A 25,614-nucleotide genomic window follows, 5' to 3' on the forward strand; every position below is an offset into this window, starting at 1 on the left:
TGTGTGGGACATGACACCGGTTAAGGCGATGTTTCAAGCTCGCCCCCGCGACCGCAATCTTCAGTCTGCGGTAACGGAGCGTCCTTCGGCCATCCCTGCGCGATATCCGTGGCACGAATCGACGCCCCGACACCACCGACCCGCCCAGCATGCCAGGATTGGGATATGTCAGACGGTCACGGTCCCACTCCCGAGACGCCCCGAGGCTGGGCCGCGGAGCAGCCCCCGCCCTACGGCGCGCCTCCGGCTTCTCCGTGGACCGCCCCCGGACAGCAACAGATCCCTCCGCCTCCCGGCGCCCCGTTCCCGCCGCCTCCCCAAGGTTACGGTCAGGCACCCTACGCCCCTTACGGGCCCCACCCGCAGGCGATGCGCCCCGGCATCATCCCGCTGCGCCCGCTGCGCCTGGGCGACCTCTACGACGGCACGATCAAGCTGATCAGGTCCAACCCCAAGGCGGTGCTCGGCCTGTCGGCGATCGGCGCGCTGGTGGGCTCGGTGCCGCTGGCCGTGGGCCAGGCGATCATGCTCGAGAGCATGGGCGCGGCCATCCAGGACCCCCGGTCGGTGACCGGCCCCGCCGACATCACTGGCGGCTTCGTCGGCCAGTACGGCGGCACGATCGTCTCCTACCTGGTCAGCTTCGTCGTCGTCACCGTGCTGACCGGCGTGCTCACCCGCATCCTCGGCCGGGCCGTCTTCGGCGGCAAGATGACCGCCGGAGAGGCCTGGCAGGCGACCAGGAGCCGGATGCCCGCCCTGTTCGGCGTGGTCGGCCTGATGACCCTGATCATGCTCGCGCCGCTGGCGCTGATCGTGCTCCTGGTCGTGGCGCTCGTCGCCGGCGGCTTCGGCGGCACGCCCGAATCGGCCGGCGGCCTCATCCTGCTCTTCCTCCTGCTGCTCCTGCTCTACCTCGGCTACGCGCTGTTCTTCCGCACCCGCTTCGCCTTCGCGCCGGCCGCCGTGGTGCTGGAGGGCCGGGGCCCGGTCGAGGCGATGCGGCGCTCGTGGGGCCTGGTGACCGGCGACTTCTGGCGGGTCTTCGGCATCCTGCTGCTCACCACGTTCGTGGTCGGCATGGTGGCGACGGTGCTCAACATCCCGTTCACCCTGGTCGGCACCGTGCTCGGCATGCTGGGCGGCGGCGGGGTGTGGACCGTCGTGGCCGCCGCCGTGCTGATCGCCGTCGGCGCCACCGTCGGCGCCATGATCACCTACCCGTTCGAGGCGGGCGTGGCCGGCCTGCTCTACGCCGACCGGCGGATGCGCGCCGAGGCGTTCGACCTCGTGCTGCAGACGGCCGCGATCGAGCAGCAGCGCCAGGGCTGGGTGCACGACTCCGCCGACGACCTCTGGCACCCGTCCCACTCCGCCAGGCCGTGAGCCCGGTCGGCCGGGAGGAGGCCGCCGGGGAGGCGGCGCGCGAGCTCCTCGATCCGCAGTACGCCGACGAGCCGCTGCTCGACCGGCTCTACCGCTACTTCATGCAGTTCGTCGGCGACCTGATGGACGCGGCAGCGGGCGGCGGCTCGGCCGGCGGCGTCATCGCGGCCGTGCTGATCGGCCTGATCCTGGTCGCGGTGGCCGCGCTGGTCGCCTACCACCTGCGCCGCACCAGCAGGCGCAACGCGCAGGCCCCCGGCGCGCTGTTCGGCGAGCAGGCGCTCACCGCCGCCGAGCACCGCACGGCCGCGGAGCGGCTGGCCGCCGAGGGCGAGTGGACCGCCGCCATCCAGGAGCGGCTGCGCGCCATCGCCCGTGACCTGGAGGAGCGGGCGCTGGTCGACGGCATGCCCGGCCGCACGGCGGACGAGCTCGCGGCCGAGGCCGGCCGGGCCATGCCCGCCTTCGCCGGCGAGCTGGCCGCGGCGGCGCGTTCCTTCGACGACGTCACCTACGGCGGCGTCCCGGGCGTCCGGGAGACCTACGACACGATGACGAGCCTCGACGAGCGGCTGCGCGCCGCCCGTCCGGTGCCGCTGGGCGGCCTGTCATGACCGCGCAGGCGGTGGAGTCGCGCCCCACCACGCCCACCGCGAAGGCCCGGTGGCGTGGCGGGCGCTGGGTCGCGCTGCTCGGGGCGCTCATCGTGCTCGTCGCCGCCGGCACCGTCCTGCTCGGTCCCGAGCAGGAGGCCGCCCGGCCGCTCGACCCCGCCGACACGTCGCTGCAGGGCTCCAAGGCCCTGGCCGAGCTGCTGCGCGGGCGCGGCGTCACCGTCGACCGGGTCGACTCCGTCGAGGCCGCCGCAGCCCTGGGCGGCGACCGCACGCTGGTCGTCACCGACCGCCTGCGCACGTCTCCGGACGACCTCGCCGTCTTCCGGGGCGACCGCCTGATCGTCGGCGACCCGTTCGGGGCGGCGGAGATGGCCGGCGTGAAGCCGGTCGGCGCGGCCAGGCAGCGCTCGCGCGAGCCCGAGTGCTCGCTGCCGGCCGCCGTGGCCGCGGGCAGCGTCCACCTCGGCGGCATCGCCTACTCCGCCCCGCGCGGCACCACCGGCTGCTACCCGGCGGGCGACGGCTGGACGCTGATCAGCTTCCCCAACGGCAGCGGCACCACCACGGTCGTCGGCAGCGGCGAGTTCATGACCAACCAGCGCCTGGCCGAGGACGGCAACGCCGCCCTGGCGCTCAACCTGCTCGCCACCGGCAAGCCCGTCACCTGGCTGGTCCCCCCGGACGACCCCGGCACGGGCGACCTGGCCGGGCCCGAGGGCGACTCGGTGTACGACCTGATGCCGCCGAGCATCCCGTGGGCCGTGCTGATGGCCTGCCTCACGGTGCTGGTGGTGGCGTTCTGGCGGGGCAGGCGGCTCGGCCCGGTCGTGACCGAGCGGCTGCCCGTGGTGGTGCGCGCGTCGGAGACGGTCGAGGGCCGCGGGCGCCTCTACCGCGCCAGGCGGGCCAGGGCCAGGGCCGCCGACTCGCTGCGTGCGGGCACGATCGACCGGCTGACGCCCCGGCTCGGGCTGGCCTCGGGGGCCGGGCCGCAGGAGGTCGTCGCCGCGCTGGCCGTACGGACCGGGCTGGACGCGCGGGAGGTCGGCGGCGCGCTGTACGGGCCGCCGCCCACCGGCGACGCGGAGCTGGTCGCGCTGGCCGGATACTTGGATTCCATCGAAAGGAAGGTCCGTGAACTTTGAGGAGACCGCCCGCGTGACCGGTTCCGCGGACTCGGCCAGGGAGGCGCTGGGGGCGCTGCGCGCCGAGGTGTCCAAGGCCGTGGTCGGGCAGGACGCGGTGGTGACCGGGATGGTCATCGCGCTGCTGTGCCGGGGGCACGTGCTGCTGGAAGGCGTGCCGGGCGTGGCCAAGACGCTCATGGTGCGCACGCTGTCGGCGGCGCTGTCGCTGGACTTCAAGCGGGTGCAGTTCACGCCGGACCTGATGCCGGGCGACGTGACGGGTTCGCTGATCTACGACACGAAGACGGCGGAGTTCGAGTTCCGCGAGGGGCCGGTGTTCACGAACCTGCTGCTCGCCGACGAGATCAACCGCACGCCGCCCAAGACGCAGGCGGCGCTGCTGGAGGCGATGGAGGAGCGCCAGGTGAGCGTGGAGGGCACGGCCCGGCCGCTGCCCGACCCGTTCGTGGTGTGCGCGACGCAGAACCCGGTCGAGTACGAGGGCACCTACCAGCTTCCCGAGGCGCAGCTCGACCGGTTCCTGGTGAAGCTGACGGTGCCGCTGCCGCCGCGCGAGCAGGAGATCGCGGTGCTGGAGCGGCACGCGCTCGGCTTCGACCCGCGCGACCTGTCGCACGTCAAGCCGGTGGCGACGGCGGCCGACCTGGCGGCGGGCCGCGAGGCGGTCTCGGCCGTGCACGTGGCGCCCGAGGTGCTCGGCTACATCGTCGACGTGGCCCGTGCCACCCGTAACTCGCCGTCGCTGCAGCTCGGCGTCTCGCCTCGTGGCGCGACCGCGCTGCTGGCGGCCTCGCGGGCGTGGGCGTGGCTGTCGGGGCGCGCGTACGTGACGCCCGACGACGTCAAGGCGCTGGCCAGGCCCGCGCTGCGGCACCGCGTGCAGCTCCGGCCCGAGGCCGAGCTGGAGGGCGCGACCGCCGACGGCCTGCTCGACGGCATCCTGGCGTCGGTGCCGGTCCCGCGCTGATGGCTCTCACGGGGCGCGCCGGCCTGCTCGCGGCGCTCGGGATCGTGGCGGTGCTGCTGGCGCCGTCGCCGGGGCCCGCCGTGGCCGGGGTGTGCCTGCTGCTGGCCGCCGCGATCGTCGCGGACCTGGCGCTGGCGGGCGCGGTGCGTCCGCTGCGCCTGCACCGTTCGGGCGAGCGGCTGGTACGGCTGGGCGCGCGGGCCACGGTCGAGCTGGTCGTGGAGAACCCGGGCCGCAGGCGGGTGCGCGGCGTGCTGCGTGACGCCTGGCCGCCCTCCGCCGGGGCGACGCCGCGCGTGCTCAAGCTGGACGTGCCGCCGGGCGAGCGGCGCAGGCTCGTCGTGACGCTCGACCCGGCCAGGCGCGGCGACCGCGAGTCGGTCTCGGTGACCGTGCGCTCGCTCGGCCCGCTCGGGCTGGCCGCCCGGCAGGCCAGTCACAGCTCGCCCTGGTCGGTGCGGGTGCTGCCGCCGTTCCTGTCGCGCAAGCACCTGCCGTCGCGCCTGGCCAGGCTGCGCGAGCTCGACGGCCGGCACCCCGCGCTGGTGCGCGGGCAGGGCACCGAGTTCGACTCGCTGCGCGAGTACGTGGTGGGCGACGACGTGCGCTCGATCGACTGGCGGGCCACCGCGCGCCGCCACGACGTGGTCGTGCGCACCTGGCGTCCCGAACGCGACCGCCGCGTGCTGATCGTGCTCGACACCGGCCGCACCTCCGCCGGCCGCGTGGGCGAGGCGCCGATCCCGCTGGCCGGAGCCGCCACCGAGGGCGGCGGCCTGCTGGCGCGGCCCGACCCGCGCCCGGCGCCCGGCTGGCCGCGCCTCGACTGGTCGATGGACGCCGCGCTGCTCCTGGCCGCGCTCGCCGCCCGGGCCGGTGACCAGGTGGACTTCCTGGCCTACGACCGGGCGGTGCGCTCCTGGGTGACCGGCGCGTCCCGCACCGAGCTGCTGTCGTCGCTGGTCAACGCGATGGCGCCGATCGAGGCCGAGCTCATCGAGGCCGACTCGCAGGGCATGGTGGCCGCGATCCTGGCGCGGGCCAAGCGCCGCTGCCTGGTGGTGCTGCTCACCGACCTCAACTCGGCCGCGCTGGACGAGGGGCTGATGCCGGTGCTGCCGCAGCTCTCCTCGCGCCACCTGGTGCTGGTGGCCGGCGTCTCCGACCCGCTGGTCGCCGCCATGGCCGCCCGGCGCGGCACCGCCGAGGAGGCGTACGACGCGGCGGCGGCCGAGCGCGCCCTGCTCGAACGGCGCCGCATCACGGCCCGGCTGCGCCGCCACGGCGTCGAGGTGGTCGACGCGCTGCCCGACGACATCGCCCCGGCCCTGGCCGACCACTACCTCGCGCTGAAGGCCGCCGGACGCCTGTAGGAGGAGGTCAGGCGCTCGGGGCCACGTCCGGGGCCCGTTCGAGGTCGCCCGTCTCGCCCTCGCGGGCCGCCCGCCTGCCGAAGAAGATCACGTACGCGAGGAAGACGAGCTCGGCGAGCACCCCGATGCCGACGCGGGCGGCGGTCGGCAGCCCGGACGGGGTGACGAACGCCTCGATCAGCCCCGACACGAACAGCACCGCCACCAGGCCGAGCGCCACCGCCATCACGGCGCGGCCCTGCTCGGCCATGACCTCGGCCCGCCTGCGGTGGCCCGGGTCGATGACGGCCCAGCCCAGCCGCATGCCGGCCGCCGCCGCGAGGAACACCGCGGTCAGCTCCAGCAGGCCGTGCGGGGTGATCAGGCCGAAGAAGATGTCCAGCTTGTCGCGCGAGGCCATGAGGCCGCCGGAGATGGCGACGTTGGCCGCGTTCTGGAACAGCACCAGCGGGATCGGGATGCCGAGGAAGATCGCGTACACGATGACCTGGAGCGACACCCACGCGTTGTTGATCCACACGCGGCTGGCGAACGACGCGGCCGGGTGCTCCGAGTAGTAGTCGGCGAAGTCGTGCTCGACGAGCTGCGTGATCTCCTCCGGGGAGGCGATCGCGGCCTGCACGTCGAAGTTGGCCGCCACCCAGGCGCCGATCACCCACGAGACCGCCAGGAACGCCAGCGACGTGCCCAGCCACCACCAGCGCGTCCGGTAGGCGACCACCGGGAACGACACGGTGAAGAAGCGGACCAGCTCCCGCCAGGCCGGGGTGCGGGTGCCCGTGACGGCCGAGCGCGCCCGCGCCACCAGCGCCGACAGCCGCCCGGCCAGCATCGCGTCGGGCGTGGACGAGCGGACGATCGACAGGTGGGTCGACACCCGCTGGTAGAGGTCCACCAGCTCGTCGACCTCCGCCCCTGTCAGCGAGGAGCGGCGCTTGATCAGCTGATCGAGCCGCTCCCAGACCGGGCGGTGCGCGGTGACGAAGGCGTCGATGTCCACCCGACCATTGTGGCTGGTCTGGCGGCTGCCCATTGCCGTTAGGCTCCACATATGTCGGAGGTTGTGACCGGTGACGCCGTCGTCCTCGAAGTGCGGGTGGCGCAGATGCCCTCGCGGTTCCTGGCGCTGCTCATCGACATGCTCGTCCAGGTCACCGTGCTGGTCGTCGCGTTCGTGCTGCTGGAGGCGTTCGCGATCGTCTCCGACCCGGCGATGTTCGGCGCCGTGGCGATCGCGATGCTGGTGCTGGTCCTGGTCGGCTATCCGGTGATCTTCGAGACCGTCAGCCGGGGGCGCAGCCTGGGCAAGCTGGCGCTCGGGCTGCGCGTGGTGAGCGACGACGGCAGCCCCGAGCGGTTCCGGCAGGCGCTGTTCCGCGGGCTGGCGGGCGTGATGGAGTTCTGGATGTTCTCCGGCGCCCCGGCGCTGATCACCTCGCTGATCTCGCAGCGGGGCAAACGGCTGGGCGACCTGTTCGCGGGCACCATCGTGATCTCCGAGCGCGGGCCGCGTGACGCGAGCCAGGCCATCGTCATGCCGCCGCCGCTGGCCGCGTGGGCGGCCTCCCTGGAGCTGTCGCAGCTTCCCGTGGAGGTGGCCGCCGCCGCCCGGCAGTACCTGATGCGCTGGCACGAGCTGTCGCCGCAGGTGCAGCACGAGATGGGGGTGCGGATCGCGACCCAGACGGCCGCGTACGTCTCGCCGGCGGCGCCGGCGGGCGTCCCGCCGCACGCCTACCTCAGCGCCGTCCTGGCCGAGCGCCGCCGCCGCGACCAGGCCCGGCTCGCCCAGCGTCTCGGCCCCCAGAGCCCGCCGGTCCCGGCATGGCAGCCCGGTACGGCCCCGTACGCGCCGTTCCCGCCCGCCCGGCCCCCGGCACCTCCCACGGGCCCGCCCGCGCCCTACCCGCCCCCAGCGGGCGCCGGGGAGCCGCCCGGGAGCACGCCGGGCGGGTTCGTCCCGCCTCAGTAGGCGTGCCCAGTAGGCCTACTCAGTAGGCGTACTGCGTCTGGGCGTTGAGCGACGTGAGCCGGACCCCGGCTGCCGGGTCGGTGCGCGGGTCGCGGATGCGCAGCACGTCCAGGCCGAGCTGGATGTCGCTGCTGTAGACGTGCCCGTTGTAGTAGTACGCCGACCAGGAGCCCGCCATGTCGCGCGGCTTGAACGGGCCCCGGTCGAAGTAGCCGATCTCCTGCGGCCGGGCCGAGTCGGTGAAGTCCCAGACGGACACGCCGCCCTGGTACCAGCCCTGGACCATGATGTCCCGGCCCTTGACGGGGACGAGCGAGCCGTTGTGGGCGACGCAGTTCTCGGACCTGCCCTGCTCGCGCGGGATCTTGTAGTAGCTGCGGTGGACGAGCTTGCCGCCGGTGATGTCGTAGACGGCGTTGGCCCCGCGCTCCGGCCCGGTGCTCTTGAGGCAGGTGGCCGTCGAGCCGCCGCCGAGCTCGTCGGTGAAGACGACCTTGGTGCCGCTGTTGTTGAAGGTGGCCGAGTGCCAGAAGGCGAAGTTCGCGTCGGTGACCCGGGCGGTGACCTTCGGGCGTTCGCGGTCGGAGATGTCCATCAGCACGCCGTCGCCCATGCAGGCCCCGGTGGCCAGGTTCCTGGACGGGTAGACGGTGATGTCGTGGCAGCCGCTGGTGGTGGCGCCGTCGCCGCGCTCGTTGCCGCCGTCGGGGAACAGCACCGGCCTGGCGACGATCCTGGCGGATTCGGGCTTCTTGAGCGGCACCTTGACGATGGAGATCCGGTCGTGGGGCGGCTTGCAGTCGGGGAAGATGTCGCCGGGCCCGTACGAGGAGACGTACAGGTAGACGGTGTCCTCGGACGTTCCCGGCACCAGCGTGTGGGTGTGGGAGCCGCAGGCGGTCTCGATGGACTTGATGTACTTCGGCCGCTTCTTGGAGCTGATGTCGAAGATGCGGATGCCTTCCCAGGCGCCCTTCTCGGTGGCGGAGGCGCCGGTGGTGCGGCAGGAATCGCCGGCGACCGATTCGTCCACCGACAGGAAGAGCAGGTCGTCCTTGACCGTGATGTCGCCCTGGGCGCCGTAGCAGGAGACCCGGCTGACGACCTTCGGCTTGGCCGGGTTCGCGATGTCGTAGACGGTGAAGCCGTGATAGTTGCCCTGGTAGGCGTAGTGGCCCTGGAAGGCGAGGTCGCTCTGCTTCGCCTGCCGTGACGCGAACGGGGCCTGTTTGGGCACGTTGGCCACGTGTTCGACGTTGGCGCTGGTCCGGACGTCGTCGGCCGCGTGGACCGGTGACGACGTCAAGATCAGCGCCGCTCCTGCCAGCGCCAGGGCGCGGACGGGTCTGGACGTCACGGAGGGACCTCCCAGGTGCACGATGATCGAGAGGTCCCCCACTATGTCAGGAAATGTCAGGGCTAGTGGTGGTGCCCCCGCTCCCGGTACGACTCCTGCGTCTGCGCGTTCAGGTCGTCGAACCGTACGCCGTTCGCCCGGTTGGTCCGCGGGTCGTTGATCTTGAGCACGTCGAGGCCCAGGTTGAAGTCGGAGCCGTAGATGTAGCCGTTGTAGTAGTACGCCGACCAGAACCCGCCGGACAGCGGCGGCGCGGTGTTGTCAGGCCCGCGCTCGAAGAAGGCGATCTCCTGCGGGTTGGCCGAGTCGGTGAAGTCGACCACCGAGATGCCGCCCTGGTACCAGGCCTGGACCATGATGTCCTTGCCCTTGACCGGGATCAGCGAGCCGTTGTGCGCCACGCAGTTCTCGGTCGCGTCCTGGTGCCTGGCGATCTTGAAGTAGCTCTTGAACACGAGCTGGCCTCGGACGATGTCGTAGTAGGCGTTGGCGCCGCGGGTCGGGCCGATCTCCGGGTTGCAGGTGGCGCGGGAGCCGCCGCCGAGCTCGTCGGTGAAGACGACCTTGGTGCCGCTGTTGTTGAACGTGGCCGAGTGCCAGAAGGCGAAGTTCGTCTCGTCCCTGACGGTGGCGGTCACGCGGGGGCGTTCGGGGTCGCGGATGTCCATCAGGATGCCCTCGCCCATGCAGGCTCCGGCGGCGATGCCCTTCTCCGGATAGGCGGTGATGTCGTGGCAGCCGGTGGTGGCGGACTTGCCGTCGGGGTACTGGCCGGGCACGCCGGGGAAGCCGCCGTCGGGGAACAGGTTCGGCGCCGAGATGACCGACGCGGCGGCCGGGTCGCGCAGCGGCACCTTGATGATCGAGATCAGGTCGTGCGGCGGCTGGCAGTCGGGGAAGTTCGCGTTCGGGCTGTAGGAGGAGACGTAGATGTAGACGTTGCGGCCCCGGCGGTCGGGCACCAGCGTGTGCGTGTGGGAGCCGCAGTTGGTCTCGACCGACTTGATGTAGCGCGGGTTGGCCTTGTCGCTGATGTCGAAGATCCGGACGCCCTCCCACGACTCCTTGATCGAGGCGCTCTGGCCCGTGCTGCTGCAGGAGTCGTCGCTGCGCGAGGAGTCGACGGAGCCGAAGAGCAGGTTACCGTGGACCGACACGTCCATCTGGCCGCCGGGGCAGACCACGGAGCTGACCAGCGAGGTCCGCTTCGGCTTGCGGATGTCGTAGATGGAGAAGCCGTAGTAGTTGCCGACGTAGGCGTAGTCGCCCTGGAAGGCCATGTCGGTGTTGATGTCAGCCAGGGCTTCGGGCTTGGGCACGTTCGTGACGTGCGCGATGTTGGGGCTCATGACGATCTCGCCGGGAGCCGGGATGTCAGCCGCCTGCGCGGGAAGGCCGGCCATCGCCAACGCGATCACCGCTCCCACCAGTGTGAGGGCTCGTCGGGATGCCAACACCTATCCTCCTATAAAGGGGACATAAATGAATGAAATCGTCACCCCTGACGGCCGCGCCGACCAGCGCGCAAGATGTCAAAAGATATGCCGGTTTGCCCTCTTATAACGATCATTCTTACGATCTAGAATCCGCAGTTCCGACCGAAATCAGTCAGGAGGCTGGGTGCGCGCCGCGCTCAACGTCGTCGCCACGGGCACGCTGATCGTCCTGTCGGGGATCGCCCTGTCGGGCTGCACCTCCGGCGCCGAGCCGCAGCCGCCCCGGGCGGACTCCACCGCCCCCGTGATCGCGCCGGGCCGTCCCGGCGAGGAGGCCAGGACCCTGTCCCCCTCCGAGGCCGCCACCGCCGTCCCCGCGCCGAGCGCGAACGCCCCCGACGTCACCTACGTCCAGGACATGATCGTCCACCACCAGCAGGCGCTCGACATGGCGGTCCTGGCCCCCAGCCGGGCGGAGTCGGCCAAGCTCAAGAGCCTGGCCTCGCGCATTGCCGACACCCAGGGCCCGGAGATCCAGTGGATGCGCACCTGGCTCCAGGAGCAGGGCCAGCGCGTCCCCGACCACCACGCGGCCCACGCGGGCATGCCCGGCATGGCCACGCCCGAGCAGCTCGACCAGCTCAAGGCGGCCACCGGCAAGGAGTTCGACGCCCTGTTCCTGCGGCTGATGATCGCTCACCACCAGGGCGCGATCCAGATGTCCGAGCGCGTGCTGACCGGCGGCTCGCACATCAAGATCGAGGAGCTGGCCAACGACGTCGCCGTCACCCAGACGGCCGAGATCGGCCGGATGCGGGAGATGCAGGCCGGCTAGGAGCCCGAGCGCCAGGAGTGCAGGTAGGTCTCCTGGTCACCGGTCAGCTCGTCGATGGCGATCCCGGCCGCCGCCAGCTTGAGCCGCGCCACCTCCTGGTCGATGTCCTCCGGCACGTCGTACACGCCCGGCGGGAGCCCGGCCCGCTCCCGGGCGAGCCAGGCGACGGCCAGGGCCTGCGCGGAGAACGACATGTCCATCACGGCGGCCGGATGCCCCTCGGCGGCGGTCAGGTTGACCAGCCGGCCCTCGGCCAGCAGCAGCAGCCTGCGCCCGCCGGGCAGCACGTACTCGTCGGTGTTGGGGCGCACCGCCCGGTGCACCTCCTCGGCCAGCTCGTCCAGCGCCCGCACGTCGATCTCCACGTCGAAGTGCCCGGCGTTGGCCAGGATCGCGCCGTCCTTCATCGCCGCCAGGTGCTCGGCCCGGATCACGTCGCGGTTGCCCGTCACGGTGATGAACAGGTCGCCCGTCACGGCCGCCTGCTCCATCGGGCGCACCTCGTACCCCTGGAGGGTGGCGTCGAGGGCCTTGACCGCGTCGATCTCCGTCACGATCACCCGCGCGCCGAGCCCCTTGGCCCGCTCCGCCACGCCGCGCCCGCAGTAGCCGAACCCGGCCACCACGACCGTGCGCCCGGCCAGCATGGTGTTGGTGGCCCGCATGATCCCGTCGAGCGTCGACTGCCCGGTGCCGTACCGATTGTCGAACATGCGCTTGGTGCGGGTGTCGTTCACCGCCACGACCGGGAACCGCAACGCCTGCTCGGCGGCCATCTGCCGGAGCCTGATGATCCCGGTGGTGGTCTCCTCGCAGCCGCCGCTCACCCCGTCGAGCAGGTCGGTCCGCTCGGTGTGCAGGATGTTGACCAGGTCGCAGCCGTCGTCGAGCACCAGGTCGGGGGCGAGGTCGAGGGCCCGGTGGATGTGCCGGTAGTAGGCGGCCCTGTCGACGCCCGCCCGCGCGTGCACGGCCACGCCGTAGGAGCGCAGCGCCTCGGCCACGTCGTCCTGCGTCGACAGCGGGTTGGAGGCGGCCAGCGCGATCTCGGCCCCGCCCGCCTTGAGCGCCCCCATCAGCACCGCCGTCTCGGCGGTGACGTGCAGGCAGGCCGCGATCCGCAGCCCGGCGAGCGGCCGCTCGGCCGCGAACCGCTCCCCGATGGCGGTCAGCACCGGCATCGCGCGGGCGGCCCAGCTGATCTGCCGCTCCCCGCTCTCCCCCAGGTCCATCGACTCTCCTTACGACGGAGGAGCCGGCGCGCACCGCGCACCGGCTCCTCCGGGGCTTGCTGTCAGTAGCGGTAGTGGTCGCTCTTGTACGGGCCCTCCACGTGGACGCCGATGTAGGCGGCCTGCTCCTTGGTCAGCTCGGTGAGCTTGACACCCAGCGCGTCGAGGTGCAGCCGGGCCACCTTCTCGTCGAGGTGCTTGGGCAGCGTGTAGACGCCGATCGGGTATTCGGCCGTCTTGGTGAACAGCTCGATCTGCGCGATCACCTGGTTGGTGAAGGAGTTGGACATGACGAACGAGGGGTGGCCGGTGGCGCAGCCCAGGTTCATCAGGCGGCCCTCGGCCAGCACGATGATCGAGTGGCCGTCGGCGAACACCCACTCGTCGACCTGCGGCTTGATGTTGCGCTTCTCGATGCCGGGGGTCTTGGCCAGGCCGGCCATGTCGATCTCGTTGTCGAAGTGGCCGATGTTGGACACGATGGCCTGGTGCTTCATCTGGGCCATGTGGTCGGCCCGGATGATGTTGAAGTTGCCGGTGGTGGTGACGAAGATGTCGGCGATGCCGACGACCTCCTCCAGCGTGGTGACCTGGAAGCCGTCCATCGCCGCCTGAAGGGCGCAGATCGGGTCGATCTCGGTGACGATGACGCGGGCGCCCTGGCCGCGCAGCGCGTCCGCGCAGCCCTTGCCGACGTCGCCGTAGCCGCAGACCACCGCGACCTTGCCGCCGATGAGCACGTCGGTGGCGCGGTTGAGGCCGTCGATGACCGAGTGGCGGCAGCCGTACTTGTTGTCGAACTTGGACTTGGTGACCGAGTCGTTGACGTTGATCGCCGGGAACAGCAGCTGGCCGTTCTTGTGCATCTCGTACAGGCGGTGCACGCCGGTGGTGGTCTCCTCGGTGACGCCCTTGATGCTCTCGGCGATCTTCGTCCAGCGCTTGTCGTCGCCGACCGTGCGGGTGAGCAGGTCGATGATGACGTGCCACTCCTCCGGGTCGTCGGCGGTGGCGGGGGGAACGGCGCCGGCCTTCTCGTACTCGGCGCCCTTGTGGACGAGGAGCGTGGCGTCGCCGCCGTCGTCGAGGATCATGTTGGGCGTGTCACCGCCGGGCCAGGTGAGCGCCTGCTCGGTGCACCACCAGTACTCCTCCAGCGTCTCGCCCTTCCAGGCGAAGACCGGGACGCCCTTGGGGTCCTCGGGCGTGCCGTCGGGGCCGACGACGACGGCCGCGGCGGCGTGGTCCTGGGTGGAGAAGATGTTGCAGCTCACCCAGCGGACCTCGGCGCCGAGCGCGACCAGGGTCTCGATGAGGACGGCGGTCTGGATCGTCATGTGCAGCGAGCCCATGATCTTCGCGCCGCGAAGGGGCTGGGAGGCCGAGTATTCCTTGCGGATCGCCATGAGGCCGGGCATCTCGTGCTCGGCGAGCCGGATCTCCTTGCGGCCGAAGTCGGCAAGTGAAAGGTCGGCGACCTTGAAGTCCATCGGGGTTCCCCTCGCATCACAATGTTGTCGCGACGAGTTTAGGCGTCTCCCCGCCCCGATCGCATCTCACAGAGAGCTAACCTGACGTAAGAATGTAAGGATGCGCATCACGGAAGCCGCGAGACGGCTCGGCATGTCTCCCAGGATGCTCCGCTACCGGGAGGCGCTCGGCCTGCTGCCTCCCGTGCGCGAGCAGGGCGCGCACCGCCGCTTCGGCCCCGAGGAGCTCGCCGCCGTCGCCCAGGGCGTGGAGCTGGAGAAACGCTTCGACGTCTCCCCCGCCGAGCTGGCCTTCGCCCTGCGCGCGCTCAGCGAGCCCGCCGTCGCCGCCGCCGTCCGCGACCTCGGCGTACGGATCGGCCGCATCCAGGTGCCGCGCCGGGCGCTGGACTTCGAGAAGGAGAAGGCCCTGCGGCTGCTGCGAACCCCGGGCTCCGGGCGGACGTCATAGAGGACATGAAAGAGCTCCTGATGGCCACCGTGCTCGCGTTGTCGCCGGTGCAGGCGCCCGGCACCACCGTCAAGGTCTACTTCTCCACGGGGCACGGCTTCCCCGGCAAGGTCGTCGCGGTCAAGCGGATCGCGCCCCACTCGGGCGTCGCCCGGTTCGCCGTCGAGCAGCTCATCAAGGGCCCGACCGCCGCCGAGCACCGCCGCGGCCTCCGCTCCGAGCTGGGCAAGCAGATCCGCGGCCGCTCCGACTGCGGCGCCGACTTCTCTCTCACGATCAAGAGGGGTACGGCGACCCTCCGCTTCTGCCGGACCGTCTGGGGCAACGGCGTCGGCGGCGACGCGCGCATCCTGCGCACGATCGACGCGACGCTCAAGCAGTTCCGGAGCGTGAAGAAGGTCGTCACGCTGGACAAGAAGGGCCGCTGCCTGTTCGACATGTCCGACGCCGGCACGTCCTGCCGCACCGGCCACGAGTGAGCCCGGTCAGGCGTTGCTCGGCGCCCGGTCCAGGTCGGGCTCCAGGTAGATGACCCGGGCGATCGGCACGGCCTCGCGGATGCGCCGCTCGGCCTCGTCGATGCCCGCGGCGACCTCGGCCGCCGTGTCGTTGTGGGTGACCGCGATCTTCGCGGCCACCAGCAGCTCCTCCGGGCCGATGTGCAGCGTCCGCATGTGGATCACGCGGTCGACCTGGGGCGTGGCGTCCAGGGCGGCCCGGATCTGGGTCTCCATCTCCGGCGCGGCGCCCTCGCCGACCAGCAGCGACTTGGTCTCGATGGCCAGCACGACCGAGATGACGGCGAGCAGCACACCGATCATCAGCGTGCCGACGGCGTCCCAGCGCCCGTCGCCCGTGATGACCGCCATGGTGACGCCGAACAGCGCGAAGATCAGGCCGAGCAGCGCGCCGAGGTCCTCCAGCACGATGACCGGCAGCTCCGGCGACTTGGACCGGCGGATGAACGCCATCCACGACTGGTTGCCGCGCACCGCGTTGGACTCCTTGATCGCGGTGCGGAACGAGAACGCCTCGGCGATGATCGCGAAGATCAGCACGCCGAACGCCCACTGCGGCGACTCCACCGCGTGCGGGTCGGACAGCTTGTGGAAACCCTCGTACAGCGAGAACAGCGCGCCGATCGCGAACAGCACCACGGCCACCACGAACGCGTAGAAATAGCGCTCGCGGCCGTAGCCGAACGGGTGCTTCTGGTCCCTCTCCCGCTGCGCCCGCTTGCCGCCCAGCAGCAGCAACGCCTGGTTGCCCGAGTCGGCCACCGAGTGAATGCCCTCGGCCAGCATCGACGACGAACCGGTGAACACCGCTGCCACGAACTTCGCCGTCGCGATGGAGAGGTTCGCGACCAAGGCCGCAACAATCGCTTTCGTCCCGCCGCCTGCACTCACCGGTCTTCTCCAGTCATACGATCACTACATATCCCGAACCGGGATCCTATTGGGTGATCCTGGACTTCAGCTCGGCAATGGGTGCAACAGTAGTCGGATCGATTCCATAACCGAGCGCCAGGTACGTGGCCGCGTAATCGGCCAGCCCGACCAGCGAGGCCATCCGCTCCAGCGGGTGCGCGCCCTCGGCGGCCAGCTCGCTCACCGGCACGCCCCGGTCCTGCGCGAGCCGCAGCACCGCCTCCCGCGTCTCGGCCACCCGAGGGTGCTCCTCGGTGTCGCGCAGCACGACCAGCCGGACCGTACGGCCGGTGTCGTCGTCGGAGAAGATGTCGCGCCCGGCCAGCGGCCCGTCGAGAACGGCCACCTGGTTGTGCGCGGCCTCCGGCAGCTCGCCGGAGATCGCCGGATAACCGGCGTCGGTGTTGAGCCGGCAGGCCAGCCGGTAGGCGGCCACGGCGGCCGGCCGCGACGAGCCCCAGATCACCGGCACGCTCTCGGCCAGGTCGAGGGCCAGCGACTTGCCCGGGTTGATGAACGACTCGCTCGACGGCCGGCACCGGTGCGAGATGCCCTCCAGCATCACCGCCACCCGCTCGTACAGCTCCTCGTCGGCCCGCGCCAGCCCCAGCGCGGCGGCGGCCACGACCAGCGGGATCGTCACCAGCCACAGGTCGGCCCGGTCGCGCCCGGCCACCGGCAGCGGCACGTAGACAGCGCCCGCCTGCGTGGCCAGCGCCTCCAGCGGCGACCCCGGCGCGCCCAGCGCCAGCAGCGCGCAGCCCCGGCGCACCGCCTCGGCGGCCACCGAGAGCGTCTCCTCCGTCTCGCCCGACCAGGAGATCGCGACCACCAGGTCGGTGGCCCCCACCCAGCCGGGCAGCTGGTAGGAGCGCAGCGTCACGACGGGCAGCGGGGCGCTGTTGCCGCAGACCGCGGCCAGCATGTCGCCCGCGAGCGCGGAGCTGCCCATGCCCGTGACCACGACCGCGCGCGGCCTGAGGTCACCGGCCAGCCGGTCGACGCCGGACTCGACGGCGCACCGGAGCCCGGTGCGCACCTGCGCCGCCGAGGCGGCCACCGCGAGCAGCATGCCGCCCGGGTCGCCCTCGCTCAGGTGCCGCTGGTCGTCGAGCCGCTCCGGCTCCCAGGTCACGGCTTCCTGGCCTCGTCGACGAGCAGCACGGGGATGTCATCCCGGACCGGATAGATCAGGCCGCAGCCGGTGCAGCCGAGCTCTTCGGAGTCGCTCTCGACACGCAACGGTGACTTGCACGCCGGGCAGGCCAGGATCTCCAGCAGCCAGTCGTCGATCTTCACTCGTTCACCTATCTCGCTCGCCATCGCCAAAACCGACCGTAACATCACGGCACCACTGGTCCGGTGGATTGCGCGGCCTTTCGGCCGCCGGTTCATCGAGTCTCGATGCCGAGATAGTCCTCGACGAACGCCGCCGTCTGCTCCCAGCCCTCGACCGCCACGCACTCCACGCCCATCGCCTTGACCGGGTAGTCGTTGCCGCCCTCGTCGAGCCGGTCGCCGACGAACAGCACGTCGTCGATCGTCAGCCCCAGGGCGTCGAGGAGCCGGCCGATGCCGTAGGCCTTGTCGACGCCCTTGTGGGTGATGTCGACGGAGGTCGAGCCGCCGCTGCGCACCTCCAGGCCGGGCAGCCGCTCCGACACGTGCGCGCACAGCAGGCGGCGCTTGGCGCCGTCGGGGTCCCAGGCGTACTTGGCGGCGGGCGGGGCCTGCTGGCCGAGCGCGGAGAAGGTGATCTGGCTGCCGCGGTCCTCGATGATCTCCCCCCAGGGGTCATCGGCCCACAGGCCCAGCTCCTTGGCGCTGCGGGTGAGCGCCTCGATGATCTCCGCCTTCTGGGGGGCGGTGAAGTCCTCGGCGTAGACGAGCTGCCAGTCGGAGTTCTGCCAGCGGTAGTAGCGCGTGCCGCAGGTCGGCATCAGGTGCAGCCTGGCGCGCTGGGCGTCGTCGATCGGCAGGTGGCGCAGCACCTGCGCCTGGAACTGGGAATATTGCCCGCCCGAGATCACGCACACGTCGACCAGGTCGAGCAGCCGGGCCAGCAGCCCCGCCATGCGGTCGTCGATGCGGGACTTGGACACCGCCAGCGTGTCGTCCAGGTCGAAGGCGACCAGGGAGAACTTGCGATTAATCGGAGCTCCTACGAATCGGCCGCGGACAGGTGCCTCGACTGTACCCGGCGCGACGGCAGGCGGCGCGTCAGCGATCGCGGTTGGGCTGGGTGGAGCGCAGGATGCGGAGGTGGCCCCGCCGGCCGACCTCGACGGCGTCGCCGACCGGCTCGACGCCGCGCGCGGCACTGGGCCTGGCCGCCTCACGCACCGCGTTGGCCAGCGCTTCAAGGTCGTCGGAGCTGGGGGAAGCGCCGTCGGTCGGCAGCCGCACGACCTCCCAGCCTCGGGGGGCGGTCAGCCGCTCGGCGTGTTCGGCGCACAGGTCATAACAGTGTGGCTCGGCGTACGTCGCCAGAGGGCCTAGTACAGCGGTCGAGTCGGCGTATACGTACGTGAGCGTGAAGACGGCAGGCTGACTGCAAGCAGTGCGGGAACAGCGGCGGACGGGGCTCACGGAGGGACCGTATCTGGTAAGAGTGCGAGGCGCCACTACCTGAGCGCTCTTAACGAGCGTGTCGCCACAATTCGGACACCTGTCGCAGCCTTTCCACCCACATGCCCCGATGGGGCCTGCCTTTAGACTTGCCGTGTGACTCTCAAGCGCGGTCCCAGGCGTCGTGACCGGCACGGTCGTGGTCTGCGCGGGCCGCTCGCGCCCTCGTACGTGCCCATGTCCCGGGCCCGTTCCGAACGCTTCGACGACCTGGTGCTCGACGCCGTCGACCGGTTGCGGCCCAAGTGGGGCAGGCAGCTCGCGGCGGTGGAGTTCGCGGTGGAGGACGTGCCGCCGCTGAGCGAGCTGAGCGACGGGCCGGGGTTCGGCGGCGGTCCGATCCCGTTCGGCCGGGCCGACACGGCCAAGGGCCAGGACCCGGCCTCGGTGGTGGTCTACCGGCGTCCGCTGGAGGCGCGGGCCCGCGACCGCGAGACGCTCGGCGCGCTGGTGCACGACACCGTGGTCGAGCAGGTGGCGACGCTGCTCGGGCTGTCGCCCGAGACGGTCGACCCGGGCTACGACGAGCGCTGAGCCCGGTCAGGGCAGCACGGCGAGCGGGGTGTCGGCGAGGGGCGGCAGCATCGTCCACGTCCGGGCCTGGGCCAGCGGCTGGGCGGTGACGAGCAGGCCGGCGCGCTGCCGCTCCTCGATGACCCGGCCGCCGTAGACCTGCCCGGAGACCGGGGTCACGACGACGCCGAACACGCCCTTGACCTTCAGCGGCACGCTCGTGGTGCGCCCGGCGGGGACCTCGACCTCGGCGGGGCTGCCCGGCTCGCCGCGTGCCGGCACGATCTGCACCCGCACCCGGCCGGCCGCGCCCGGCGCGGTCAGCAGCAGCCGCGAGCCCGTGCCGTTGGCCGCGACGGCGCTGCCCAGGTCGAGCGGCGGCGTCCCGGCGGTGTAGGCGACGTCCTGCCGCCCGCCGGTCCCGGTGATCACCACGCCGGCGACGACGGGGGCGGTCGAGTCGAGCACCAGCCCGGCCGACTCGCCGCCGATGCCGGTGGTGACGTCGATCGCCAGCACCCCGCCCGCGGGCACGTCGACGCTCTCGCGGCCCTTCATCGCGTAGCGGGAGCCCTCGGTCACGGCGGTGATGCGCACGGTCGCGTCGGCCTCGCCGGGTGCCGCGACCAGCAGCTCCCTCCGGCCGCCTCCGCCGGGGATGCCGGGCACGACGACCTTCGTGGCGGGCGCGGCGGCGGCCGGCAGCCAGTCGGCGCCGCCCGTCTCCGGCGCGGCGCTCGCGGCCACGGCCACCCGGCCCACCAGGGAGGTCACGCTGACCGCCATCACGTCGGCGGACGGCGCCAGGTCGCGCAGGTCGATCTTCCGGCTCTTGCCGGGCGCGACCTCCAGGCCGAGGCCCGCCTCGCCGGACACCAGCCCTTCGGCCGCCCACACCTGGACGTCGGCCATGGCGGGCGTCTTGGCGGCGTTCGTCAGGTGCAGCGTGACCTCGGCGTTGGCCGGGCCCGGCCCGACCAGCCAGGTCTCGGCGGCCGGCTCGGCGCACCGCACCCCGGCCAGCCCGCGCCGGGCGCCCGAGAGCGCGCGGGTGACGAAGCCCGCCTCCAGGCCGCCGGGCCCGGTCACGGTGTACGGCTCGGCGTCCTTCATGGTCTCGCGTGACATCGTCCCGGGCAGGTAGACCGCCACGTCGGCGCCCTTGACGCCGGGGCAGACCGCGGTCGCCGACTCGACGCCCACCCGCTCGGGCTTGGCAGCCGCGCGTCCGGCCGGGGCGGGCTCGGTCACGTACGCGATCCCGTACAGGGCCAGGAGGGCGGCCAGGACGGCGGCGAGCGGCGCGAACCGGTGGCGCAGGATCGCCGTCATGAGACGCCCGCCAGGGCCGGGTCGGGGGTGCGGGCGGCTTCCTCGGCGGGCTCGCGCCGGCCGGGCGCGGCCATCACGACCGCGACCAGCACCAGCGCGCCCTGGAGCCACAGCCAGGGCGTGTGCATGAAGTGCGCGGGCCGGGCGGGAACCGGCGTGAGGGGTTCGGCGATCCGCCACAGGCCGCCGCTGTCGGACAGGCTCATGCGCTGGAGCGAGGGCTGCGAGTCGAGGGTCCTGACGAGCCCGGGCTCGACCGGCGGCGCCACCGCCACCATCGCCACGCCGTGCTGGGCCAGGACCTCGGCGTCGTTGCCGCCGCGCCCGCCCGCGAGGCCCTGCGCCGCGGCCGCCACCTTGGCGCGCTCGGGGGAGGCGACGGGCAGCTCCGCCTCGCCGATCAGCGGGGTGCGCCCGCGCAGCACGGTGAACTCGGCGCCCCGGATGAGCAGGGTGCGCTCGCCGTGGCGGGAGTTCATGACGGCCAGGGCGGGCAGCGGATCGCGCGCGTCGCCGTCGAGCGGCCCGCGTACGCCCTGGACGATCCAGTGCCCGGCGGCCAGCAGCGGCGTGCTGAACGCCACCGCCGCCACCAGCCAGGCGGCGATCCTGCGCGGGCCGCCCCGGGCGCGGGCGGCGTCCAGGCGGGGGGCGCTGAGCGCGGCGAGCACGATCAGCGCGGCCCCGGCGACGGCCAGCGGCACGCCCGGCCACGCGGGCGCGCCCGCCACGCCGACCCGGCCCGCGACCAGGGCGATCACCAGCGCGAACAGCGCGATCCCCCAGCCGGACAGCACGACGATCCGGCCGCGCTCGGCCTGGGGGTCCGGCTTCGCCCGCCGCCCGGCGCGGGCGCGGTGGACGAACAGCGCGCCCAACGCCACCGCCAGCAGCCCGCCCGTCACCCAGAACGGCGGCAGGCCGGGCCCGCCGGGGCTGAGCGTCAGCAGGTCGCGGGCGCCGAGCGCCGGGCTCACCAGTGCCGGGTCGTGCAGCCCGGCCTCCAGCAGGAACCTGCCCGGGTCCAGCACCATCCCGCCCAGCCAGGGCAGCAGCAGCGCCACCGGCACGCCCAGCGCGATGGCCACCGGCACGAGGACGCCGGGCCGTACCGTGCGGAAGAGCACCACGGCGAGCACACCGAGCACCAGGGCCATCGGCAGCAGCAGCGGCACGAACGCCGCGCCCACCGCCAGCACCAGCCCGAACCCCCACGCCGCCCGGCGCGATCGGCGCGCGTCGGGGCCGAGCAGGTGGGCGGCGAGCACCGCGCAGGCCGGCAGCAGCACCAGCACCGCCGCCGTGCCCAGCCGTCCCGACGCGACCGCGCCGGTCGCGACCGGCAGCAGCGCGTACGTGGCGGCCACCCACACGCGGACGCCGACGCCCGACTCGGTGGCGTCCGGCACCAGCCGCCGCGACGCCAGGTAGGCCGAGGCGCCCGCCAGCGGCACCGAGCCGAGCAGCAGCACCGACACGGCCGTCGAGGTCTGCCCGAAGGCGAGCGTGGACAGCGCCGCGAGCACCGCCACGTACGGCGGCGCCCAGTCGGCCGAGCCGGGCCCGAGGTCGTGGAAGCCGCCCGTGTAGAACGCCCACAGGTCGCCCGCGCCGCCGGTCACCGGCACGAGCGCGCCGCCGCCGAGCCGTCCGGCCCCCAGCAGCGACCGCTCGGCCACCAGCGCGACCAGCGTGAGCCCGAACACCAGCAGCACGCCGGGCCGGCCGAGGAAGCGCTTGACCGGGTTGCCCTGCGGCGCCGGCGCGGGCGCGATCACCTCCTCCTCCGGGGCGGCGTGGTGGTGCCGGCCCGCCGAGTCGACCGGCCCCTCGCCCGCCAGGAAGCTCTGCACCATGTCGGTGAGGCGGCGCAGGCCCGCGCCGCGCGGCGTGAGCAGGCGGCCGATGCGTTTGTAGCCCTTCTTGCGGCCTTCGCGCCTGGCCCGCCGAGCCTTGGCCAGCCGCATCGGGTGCGCCAGGACCGAGCCGAGCGCGACCAGCTCGTCCAGGGCGTTCGCCGGCTGCTTGCCCAGCACGAACAGCACCGTGCGCGTCAGCGAGCCCGCCACGTTGCGCAGCAGCGCCCACAGCATCGCCAGGAACGGCAGGTTCGCCATCACGACGAAGATGCCGTTGCGCCGGTCGAGCCTGCGCGGGTGGTCGCCGCTGACCGTCATGCGCCGTCTGCGGCGGGCCGACGCCTCGGCGTGCCAGGCCACGGCCTCGGTGACGGCCAGCACCCGGTGCCCGGCGTTGCGCACCCGCCAGCACAGGTCGAGGTCGTCGCGGAAGATCGGCAGGAACGGGTCCAGCCCGCCGGTCGCCTCCCACACGTCGCGCCTGATCAGCATGCCGGCGGTGGACACCGCCATGACCTCGCGGGTGCCGTCGTGCTGGCCCTGGTCGAACTCGCGGGCCTCCAGCCCGGTGTCGCGGCGGCCGGTGCGGCCGACGGTCACGCCGATCTCCAGCAGCAGCCGCCGGTCCAGCCAGTCACGCAGCTTCGGGCCGAGCACCGCCGCCTTGCGGTCCTCGTCGGCGGCGCGCAGCAGCGCCTCCAGGGCGCGGCGGTCGGGGGCGCAGTCGTCGTGCAGCAGCCACAGCCACTCGCCGTCGACGCCCGGGGGCAGCTTGCCGAGCACCTCGGCCACGGCGTCGCCGAAGCTCGCCGAACGGGGCAGCCTGAGCACGTTGGCGGAGCCGAGCGCCTGCGTGAGCAGGTCGGCCGAGCCGTCGCGGCTGCCGTTGTCGGCGCCCACCACCCGGTCCGGGCGGTAGCTCTGGCTCGCCAGGGCCTTCAAGGTCTCCCCGAGCCAGCGCCCGCCGTCGTGTGCGACGACGATCACGGTGACGAAGGGACGGGACATGCGGCTCCATTGGGCGGTGATCAAACGCCGCCACCTTACCGGTCGCACCGCCCACGGATACGGAAAAGGGTCACACGGGTGACCGCGTGACCCTTTCCACATCTATCCCTAAACGGCCTGGCGCTTGATCCGTCTGCGCTCCCGCTCGGACAGCCCACCCCAGATGCCGAAGCGCTCGTCGTGCTCGAGTGCGTATTCCAGGCACTCCGCACGCACTTCGCACGATCGGCACACCTTCTTGGCCTCTCGGGTGGAGCCGCCCTTTTCCGGGAAGAACGCCTCTGGATCCGTCTGCGCGCAGAGTGCGCGCTCCTGCCAGCCGAGTTCTTCAGCGTCAAGCTGATCCTGTGCGATGACCAGATCGGTCACTGCACACCTCCCTGCCGCCCGCCCGCAATGGAGCCCCCCATGGAACGCCTTCCTTGTACCCACCCACGGGAAGGCGTAACAACATGGTTGTAATTACACGCGTGTGCCGTACGTGGCGTCAAGCGGCATGCCGGTATCCGGGGGAAGACCAGCTCTCGCCCCGGTCGTGCCTGGCATCAGATGTTCGCGCCCGGTTTGCGCCGGGCGTGTTCAACGCTGTCAGCGGTCGGAACCGTATCAGGGCGGGATGAGCCCCGCCCTCCGGGCCACCTCTTCTCTAGCCGTCGTTTGCCGGTTCCTTACCTGCGTGGCTCATTCGGGGTGTATATGGCGGTCGGGTCGATCGGATCGTCACCCTGGCGCGGCTGGTCCCCCAGCGCGTCACCGCGGATCGCCTGCTGGTCCAGGCGGATCGTCGAATCCGCCGGCTGCTGGCCCCAGCCGGGCTGCTGATACTGGCCCTGCTGCGGCTCGTAGGCGGCCTGCGGCTGCTGCGGGTGGCCGAACACGTCGTCGTGCCGCTGCGGCTGGCCGTACTCCGGGACGCGCAGGTCAGGCGCGGTGCCCACGCCCGACTGGTAGGAATCGGCCTGCTGGTAGGCGTCCAGGAGCTGCTGGGAGCGCGGGTCCACCGGCGGGTCCGGCTCGTGCTGCGGCGCCCCGAACTCGTGGCCCGAATAGCCGGTGAACGGCTGGCCGCCCTGGCCGTGCTGCTGGCCCGGGCTCTGCTGGGCCTGCTGGTTCTGCTGGTCGAACGCCGACTGGCGGTCGTAGTAGGGCTGCTGCTGGTCCGGGTACGGCACGCTGGGCGCGGTCTCGCCCGACGGGTACGACGGGGCGTACGGGTTGGGCTGGTTGTGCACGTTCGGCTGGCTGTCGGCCGGCACGTACGGGGCCGGCTGATACTCCGACGGGGGCTGGTAGCCCGAGTCCGGCATCGTCTCCGACGGCGTGTAGGCCGCGTGCGCGGGCTGCTGCGGGGCGTACGGGTTCTGCGCCGGGGGGAACGCCTCGGTGGGGGGCGGGGCGTACTGCTCCTGGGCGGGCTGGGCGTACGGGTCCGCGGCCGGGGTGGCGTACTGCTGGTCCTGGGCGGGCGGGCTGTACGGGTCCTGGCTGTACTGCGGCGCCTCCTGCGCCTGCGCGGCGTAGGGGTCCTGGCTGTAGTGCTGGTCCTGGCCGTACTGCGGGGTCTCCTGGGCGTACTGGGGCGCGTCCTGGGCGTACTGGGGGCTGTACGGGTCCTGGGCGGGCTGGCCGTAGCCGCCGGAGTCCTGCTGCTGGTCGGACGGGGCCGCGGGCAGGGCCGCCCGGGGCTGGGGATACTGCTGGGCGGCCTGCTGGGGCTGGGGCTGCTGGACCGGCGGCTGGTAGGCGTCCTGCTGCGGCTGCTCCTGCGCGCCGGACGGCGGCTGCGGGCTGTAGGACTGCTGCTGGTACGGGGGCTGCTCCGGCTGGCCGCCGTAGCTCGGCGGCTGCTGCCCGTACCCCTGCTGCGGCGCGGGCTGCTGGTTGGGCTGCGGGGCGGGCTGCTGGTTGGGCTGCGGCATCGCCTGCTGGGGCTGCGCGTAGTCCGCCTGGGCCTGCTGGGGGGCGGGCTGCTGGCCGTAGTCCGGCTGGCCGTACTCCTGGCCGCCCTGCGACGGAGGCTGCTGGGCGTAACCCTGCTGCGGGAAGCCCTGCTGGCCGTAACCGGGCTGCTGGAACTGGCCCTGCGGGAACTGGCCCTGCTGGCCGTACCCCTGCTGGGGGAAGCCCTGACCGTACGGGGCCGCCGGGCGGCGCTCCGGCATGACCTGCGGCAGCAGGTACACCAGCGCGAGGGCCGTCAGCGCCAGCATCGGCACGCCCGTCAGCAGGAACTCCACGGTCGAACGCGCGGTGTTGCCCGCGAACAGGCCGAGCAGCAGCGACAGCGCGCCGAACACCGCCGCCGCGGCCAGCGCCCCGGCCGCGATGTACGCGACGGGCTTGGCCTTGGCCGACGGCGGGCCGACCTTGGTCAGCAGCAGCACCGCGCCGAGCAGCAAGGCCGTGATCACCGGGCTGGTCAGGCCGGAGAAGTGCATGTAGGCGCGCTCGGTGAAGTCCGCGCTGGTCGAGCCGATCAGAATCCGGCCGATGGTCAGCAGGATGTCCAGGCCACCGGCGGCCAGCATGATCCAGGCGGCCGGCTCCTTCAGCCTGGCGACGTCAAAGTTGCTCACAAGT

The 25,614-nt window shown here is 72.6% G+C and carries 24 protein-coding genes; 10 read left to right on the forward strand and 14 right to left on the reverse strand.

The genetic code is table 11. From position 1 onward, the window contains the following. Positions 1–369: 369 nt before the first annotated feature. From ACWDXC_RS02940 to ACWDXC_RS02960, 5 genes are read left to right on the forward strand one after another with little or no spacing between them, the layout of a single operon-like run. The gene (locus ACWDXC_RS02940; RefSeq protein ID WP_449977381.1) at positions 370–1,386 is read left to right on the forward strand and encodes a hypothetical protein; all 1,017 of its coding nucleotides are present in this window, start codon (positions 370–372) and stop codon (positions 1,384–1,386) included. After that, positions 1,383–2,000: a DUF4129 domain-containing protein gene (locus ACWDXC_RS02945; protein WP_449977383.1), complete on the forward strand. Its 618-nt coding sequence runs from the start codon at positions 1,383–1,385 to the stop codon at positions 1,998–2,000. Before ACWDXC_RS02940 ends, ACWDXC_RS02945 begins: the two co-directional genes overlap by 4 nt. Continuing rightward, positions 1,997–3,148 (forward strand): DUF4350 domain-containing protein, encoded by a 1,152-nt coding sequence (locus tag ACWDXC_RS02950; RefSeq protein ID WP_449977386.1) that lies wholly within the window; start codon positions 1,997–1,999, stop codon positions 3,146–3,148. The genes ACWDXC_RS02945 and ACWDXC_RS02950 overlap by 4 nt, the downstream gene beginning before the upstream one ends. 13 nt (positions 3,149–3,161) lie before the next feature. Continuing rightward, positions 3,162–4,118: an AAA family ATPase gene (locus ACWDXC_RS02955; protein WP_449977388.1), complete on the forward strand. Its 957-nt coding sequence runs from the start codon at positions 3,162–3,164 to the stop codon at positions 4,116–4,118. After that, positions 4,118–5,491 carry a DUF58 domain-containing protein gene (locus ACWDXC_RS02960; protein ID WP_449977391.1) on the forward strand — a complete coding sequence of 458 codons (1,374 nt, stop codon included), beginning with the start codon at positions 4,118–4,120 and terminating at the stop codon, positions 5,489–5,491. The genes ACWDXC_RS02955 and ACWDXC_RS02960 overlap by 1 nt, the downstream gene beginning before the upstream one ends. A 7-nt stretch (positions 5,492–5,498) precedes the next feature. Here the strand turns inward: ACWDXC_RS02960 and ACWDXC_RS02965 are convergent, their stop codons facing one another. Then, positions 5,499–6,491 carry a stage II sporulation protein M gene (locus ACWDXC_RS02965; protein ID WP_449977394.1) on the reverse strand — a complete coding sequence of 331 codons (993 nt, stop codon included), beginning with the start codon at positions 6,489–6,491 and terminating at the stop codon, positions 5,499–5,501. Between the two features lie 51 nt (positions 6,492–6,542). Here ACWDXC_RS02965 and ACWDXC_RS02970 point away from each other — a divergent pair, with 51 nt between their 5' ends. Continuing rightward, positions 6,543–7,463 (forward strand): RDD family protein, encoded by a 921-nt coding sequence (locus ACWDXC_RS02970; protein ID WP_449977396.1) that lies wholly within the window; start codon positions 6,543–6,545, stop codon positions 7,461–7,463. A gap of 19 nt (positions 7,464–7,482) precedes the next feature. On the opposite strand, the gene ACWDXC_RS02975 is transcribed toward ACWDXC_RS02970, so the two are convergent. Beyond that, a complete protein-coding gene (locus tag ACWDXC_RS02975) occupies positions 7,483–8,820 on the reverse strand; it encodes an LVIVD repeat-containing protein (protein ID WP_449977398.1) in 1,338 nt (445 codons plus the stop codon). 62 nt (positions 8,821–8,882) lie between these two features. After that, on the reverse strand, positions 8,883–10,223 hold the full coding sequence (locus tag ACWDXC_RS02980; RefSeq protein WP_246643818.1) for an LVIVD repeat-containing protein: 1,341 nt from the start codon (positions 10,221–10,223) through the stop codon (positions 8,883–8,885). A 217-nt stretch (positions 10,224–10,440) separates the two neighbouring features. On the opposite strand from ACWDXC_RS02980, the gene ACWDXC_RS02985 reads away from it, so the two are divergent. Continuing rightward, positions 10,441–11,091 carry a DUF305 domain-containing protein gene (locus tag ACWDXC_RS02985; RefSeq protein ID WP_364173050.1) on the forward strand — a complete coding sequence of 217 codons (651 nt, stop codon included), beginning with the start codon at positions 10,441–10,443 and terminating at the stop codon, positions 11,089–11,091. On the opposite strand, the gene ACWDXC_RS02990 is transcribed toward ACWDXC_RS02985, so the two are convergent. Beyond that, positions 11,088–12,323, reverse strand: coding sequence for an adenosylhomocysteinase (locus ACWDXC_RS02990; RefSeq protein ID WP_364173053.1), 1,236 nt, complete (start codon positions 12,321–12,323; stop codon positions 11,088–11,090). The two genes, ACWDXC_RS02985 and ACWDXC_RS02990, sit on opposite strands and share 4 nt — an antisense overlap. A gap of 62 nt (positions 12,324–12,385) precedes the next feature. Next, positions 12,386–13,813 (reverse strand): adenosylhomocysteinase, encoded by a 1,428-nt coding sequence (ahcY, locus tag ACWDXC_RS02995; RefSeq protein ID WP_357584045.1) that lies wholly within the window; start codon positions 13,811–13,813, stop codon positions 12,386–12,388. A gap of 100 nt (positions 13,814–13,913) precedes the next feature. Between ahcY and ACWDXC_RS03000 the strand changes: the two genes are divergently transcribed. Beyond that, positions 13,914–14,264, forward strand: a complete 351-nt coding sequence (locus tag ACWDXC_RS03000) for a MerR family DNA-binding transcriptional regulator (protein ID WP_219499638.1) — start codon at positions 13,914–13,916, stop codon at positions 14,262–14,264. Positions 14,265–14,269: 5 nt separating this feature from the next. Next, a complete protein-coding gene (locus ACWDXC_RS03005; protein WP_449977402.1) occupies positions 14,270–14,743 on the forward strand; it encodes a GerMN domain-containing protein in 474 nt (157 codons plus the stop codon). A gap of 6 nt (positions 14,744–14,749) precedes the next feature. On the opposite strand, the gene ACWDXC_RS03010 is transcribed toward ACWDXC_RS03005, so the two are convergent. The 5 genes from ACWDXC_RS03010 to ACWDXC_RS03030 all read right to left on the reverse strand — a co-directional run bounded on the left by ACWDXC_RS03010 (position 14,750) and on the right by ACWDXC_RS03030 (position 18,283). Further along, positions 14,750–15,673 (reverse strand): cation diffusion facilitator family transporter, encoded by a 924-nt coding sequence (locus ACWDXC_RS03010; RefSeq protein WP_449977405.1) that lies wholly within the window; start codon positions 15,671–15,673, stop codon positions 14,750–14,752. 46 nt (positions 15,674–15,719) lie between these two features. Further along, positions 15,720–16,829 (reverse strand): SIS domain-containing protein, encoded by a 1,110-nt coding sequence (locus ACWDXC_RS03015; RefSeq protein WP_449977407.1) that lies wholly within the window; start codon positions 16,827–16,829, stop codon positions 15,720–15,722. Continuing rightward, positions 16,826–16,993 carry a Trm112 family protein gene (locus tag ACWDXC_RS03020; protein WP_449977410.1) on the reverse strand — a complete coding sequence of 56 codons (168 nt, stop codon included), beginning with the start codon at positions 16,991–16,993 and terminating at the stop codon, positions 16,826–16,828. Before ACWDXC_RS03020 ends, ACWDXC_RS03015 begins: the two co-directional genes overlap by 4 nt. 92 nt (positions 16,994–17,085) lie before the next feature. After that, the gene (locus tag ACWDXC_RS03025) at positions 17,086–18,033 is read right to left on the reverse strand and encodes an HAD-IIB family hydrolase (RefSeq protein ID WP_449977413.1); all 948 of its coding nucleotides are present in this window, start codon (positions 18,031–18,033) and stop codon (positions 17,086–17,088) included. Further along, complete coding sequence (locus tag ACWDXC_RS03030) at positions 17,915–18,283, reverse strand: DUF3499 domain-containing protein (protein ID WP_219499649.1); 369 nt, start codon at positions 18,281–18,283, stop codon at positions 17,915–17,917. Before ACWDXC_RS03030 ends, ACWDXC_RS03025 begins: the two co-directional genes overlap by 119 nt. Before the next feature lie 135 nt (positions 18,284–18,418). On the opposite strand from ACWDXC_RS03030, the gene ACWDXC_RS03035 reads away from it, so the two are divergent. Continuing rightward, positions 18,419–18,856, forward strand: coding sequence for a metallopeptidase family protein (locus tag ACWDXC_RS03035; protein WP_308125583.1), 438 nt, complete (start codon positions 18,419–18,421; stop codon positions 18,854–18,856). A 6-nt stretch (positions 18,857–18,862) separates the two neighbouring features. Here the strand turns inward: ACWDXC_RS03035 and ACWDXC_RS03040 are convergent, their stop codons facing one another. The 4 genes from ACWDXC_RS03040 to ACWDXC_RS03055 form a co-directional block, all read right to left on the reverse strand. Beyond that, positions 18,863–20,167 carry a DUF5719 family protein gene (locus ACWDXC_RS03040; RefSeq protein ID WP_449977418.1) on the reverse strand — a complete coding sequence of 435 codons (1,305 nt, stop codon included), beginning with the start codon at positions 20,165–20,167 and terminating at the stop codon, positions 18,863–18,865. Further along, positions 20,164–23,034: a glycosyltransferase gene (locus ACWDXC_RS03045; RefSeq protein WP_449977421.1), complete on the reverse strand. Its 2,871-nt coding sequence runs from the start codon at positions 23,032–23,034 to the stop codon at positions 20,164–20,166. The genes ACWDXC_RS03040 and ACWDXC_RS03045 overlap by 4 nt, the downstream gene beginning before the upstream one ends. Before the next feature lie 108 nt (positions 23,035–23,142). Further along, positions 23,143–23,403, reverse strand: coding sequence for a WhiB family transcriptional regulator (locus ACWDXC_RS03050; RefSeq protein ID WP_049564653.1), 261 nt, complete (start codon positions 23,401–23,403; stop codon positions 23,143–23,145). Between the two features lie 299 nt (positions 23,404–23,702). Continuing rightward, a complete protein-coding gene (locus tag ACWDXC_RS03055) occupies positions 23,703–25,610 on the reverse strand; it encodes a hypothetical protein (RefSeq protein ID WP_449977424.1) in 1,908 nt (635 codons plus the stop codon). Positions 25,611–25,614: the final 4 nt, after the last annotated feature.

Source organism: Nonomuraea sp. NPDC003214 (assembly GCF_053590035.1).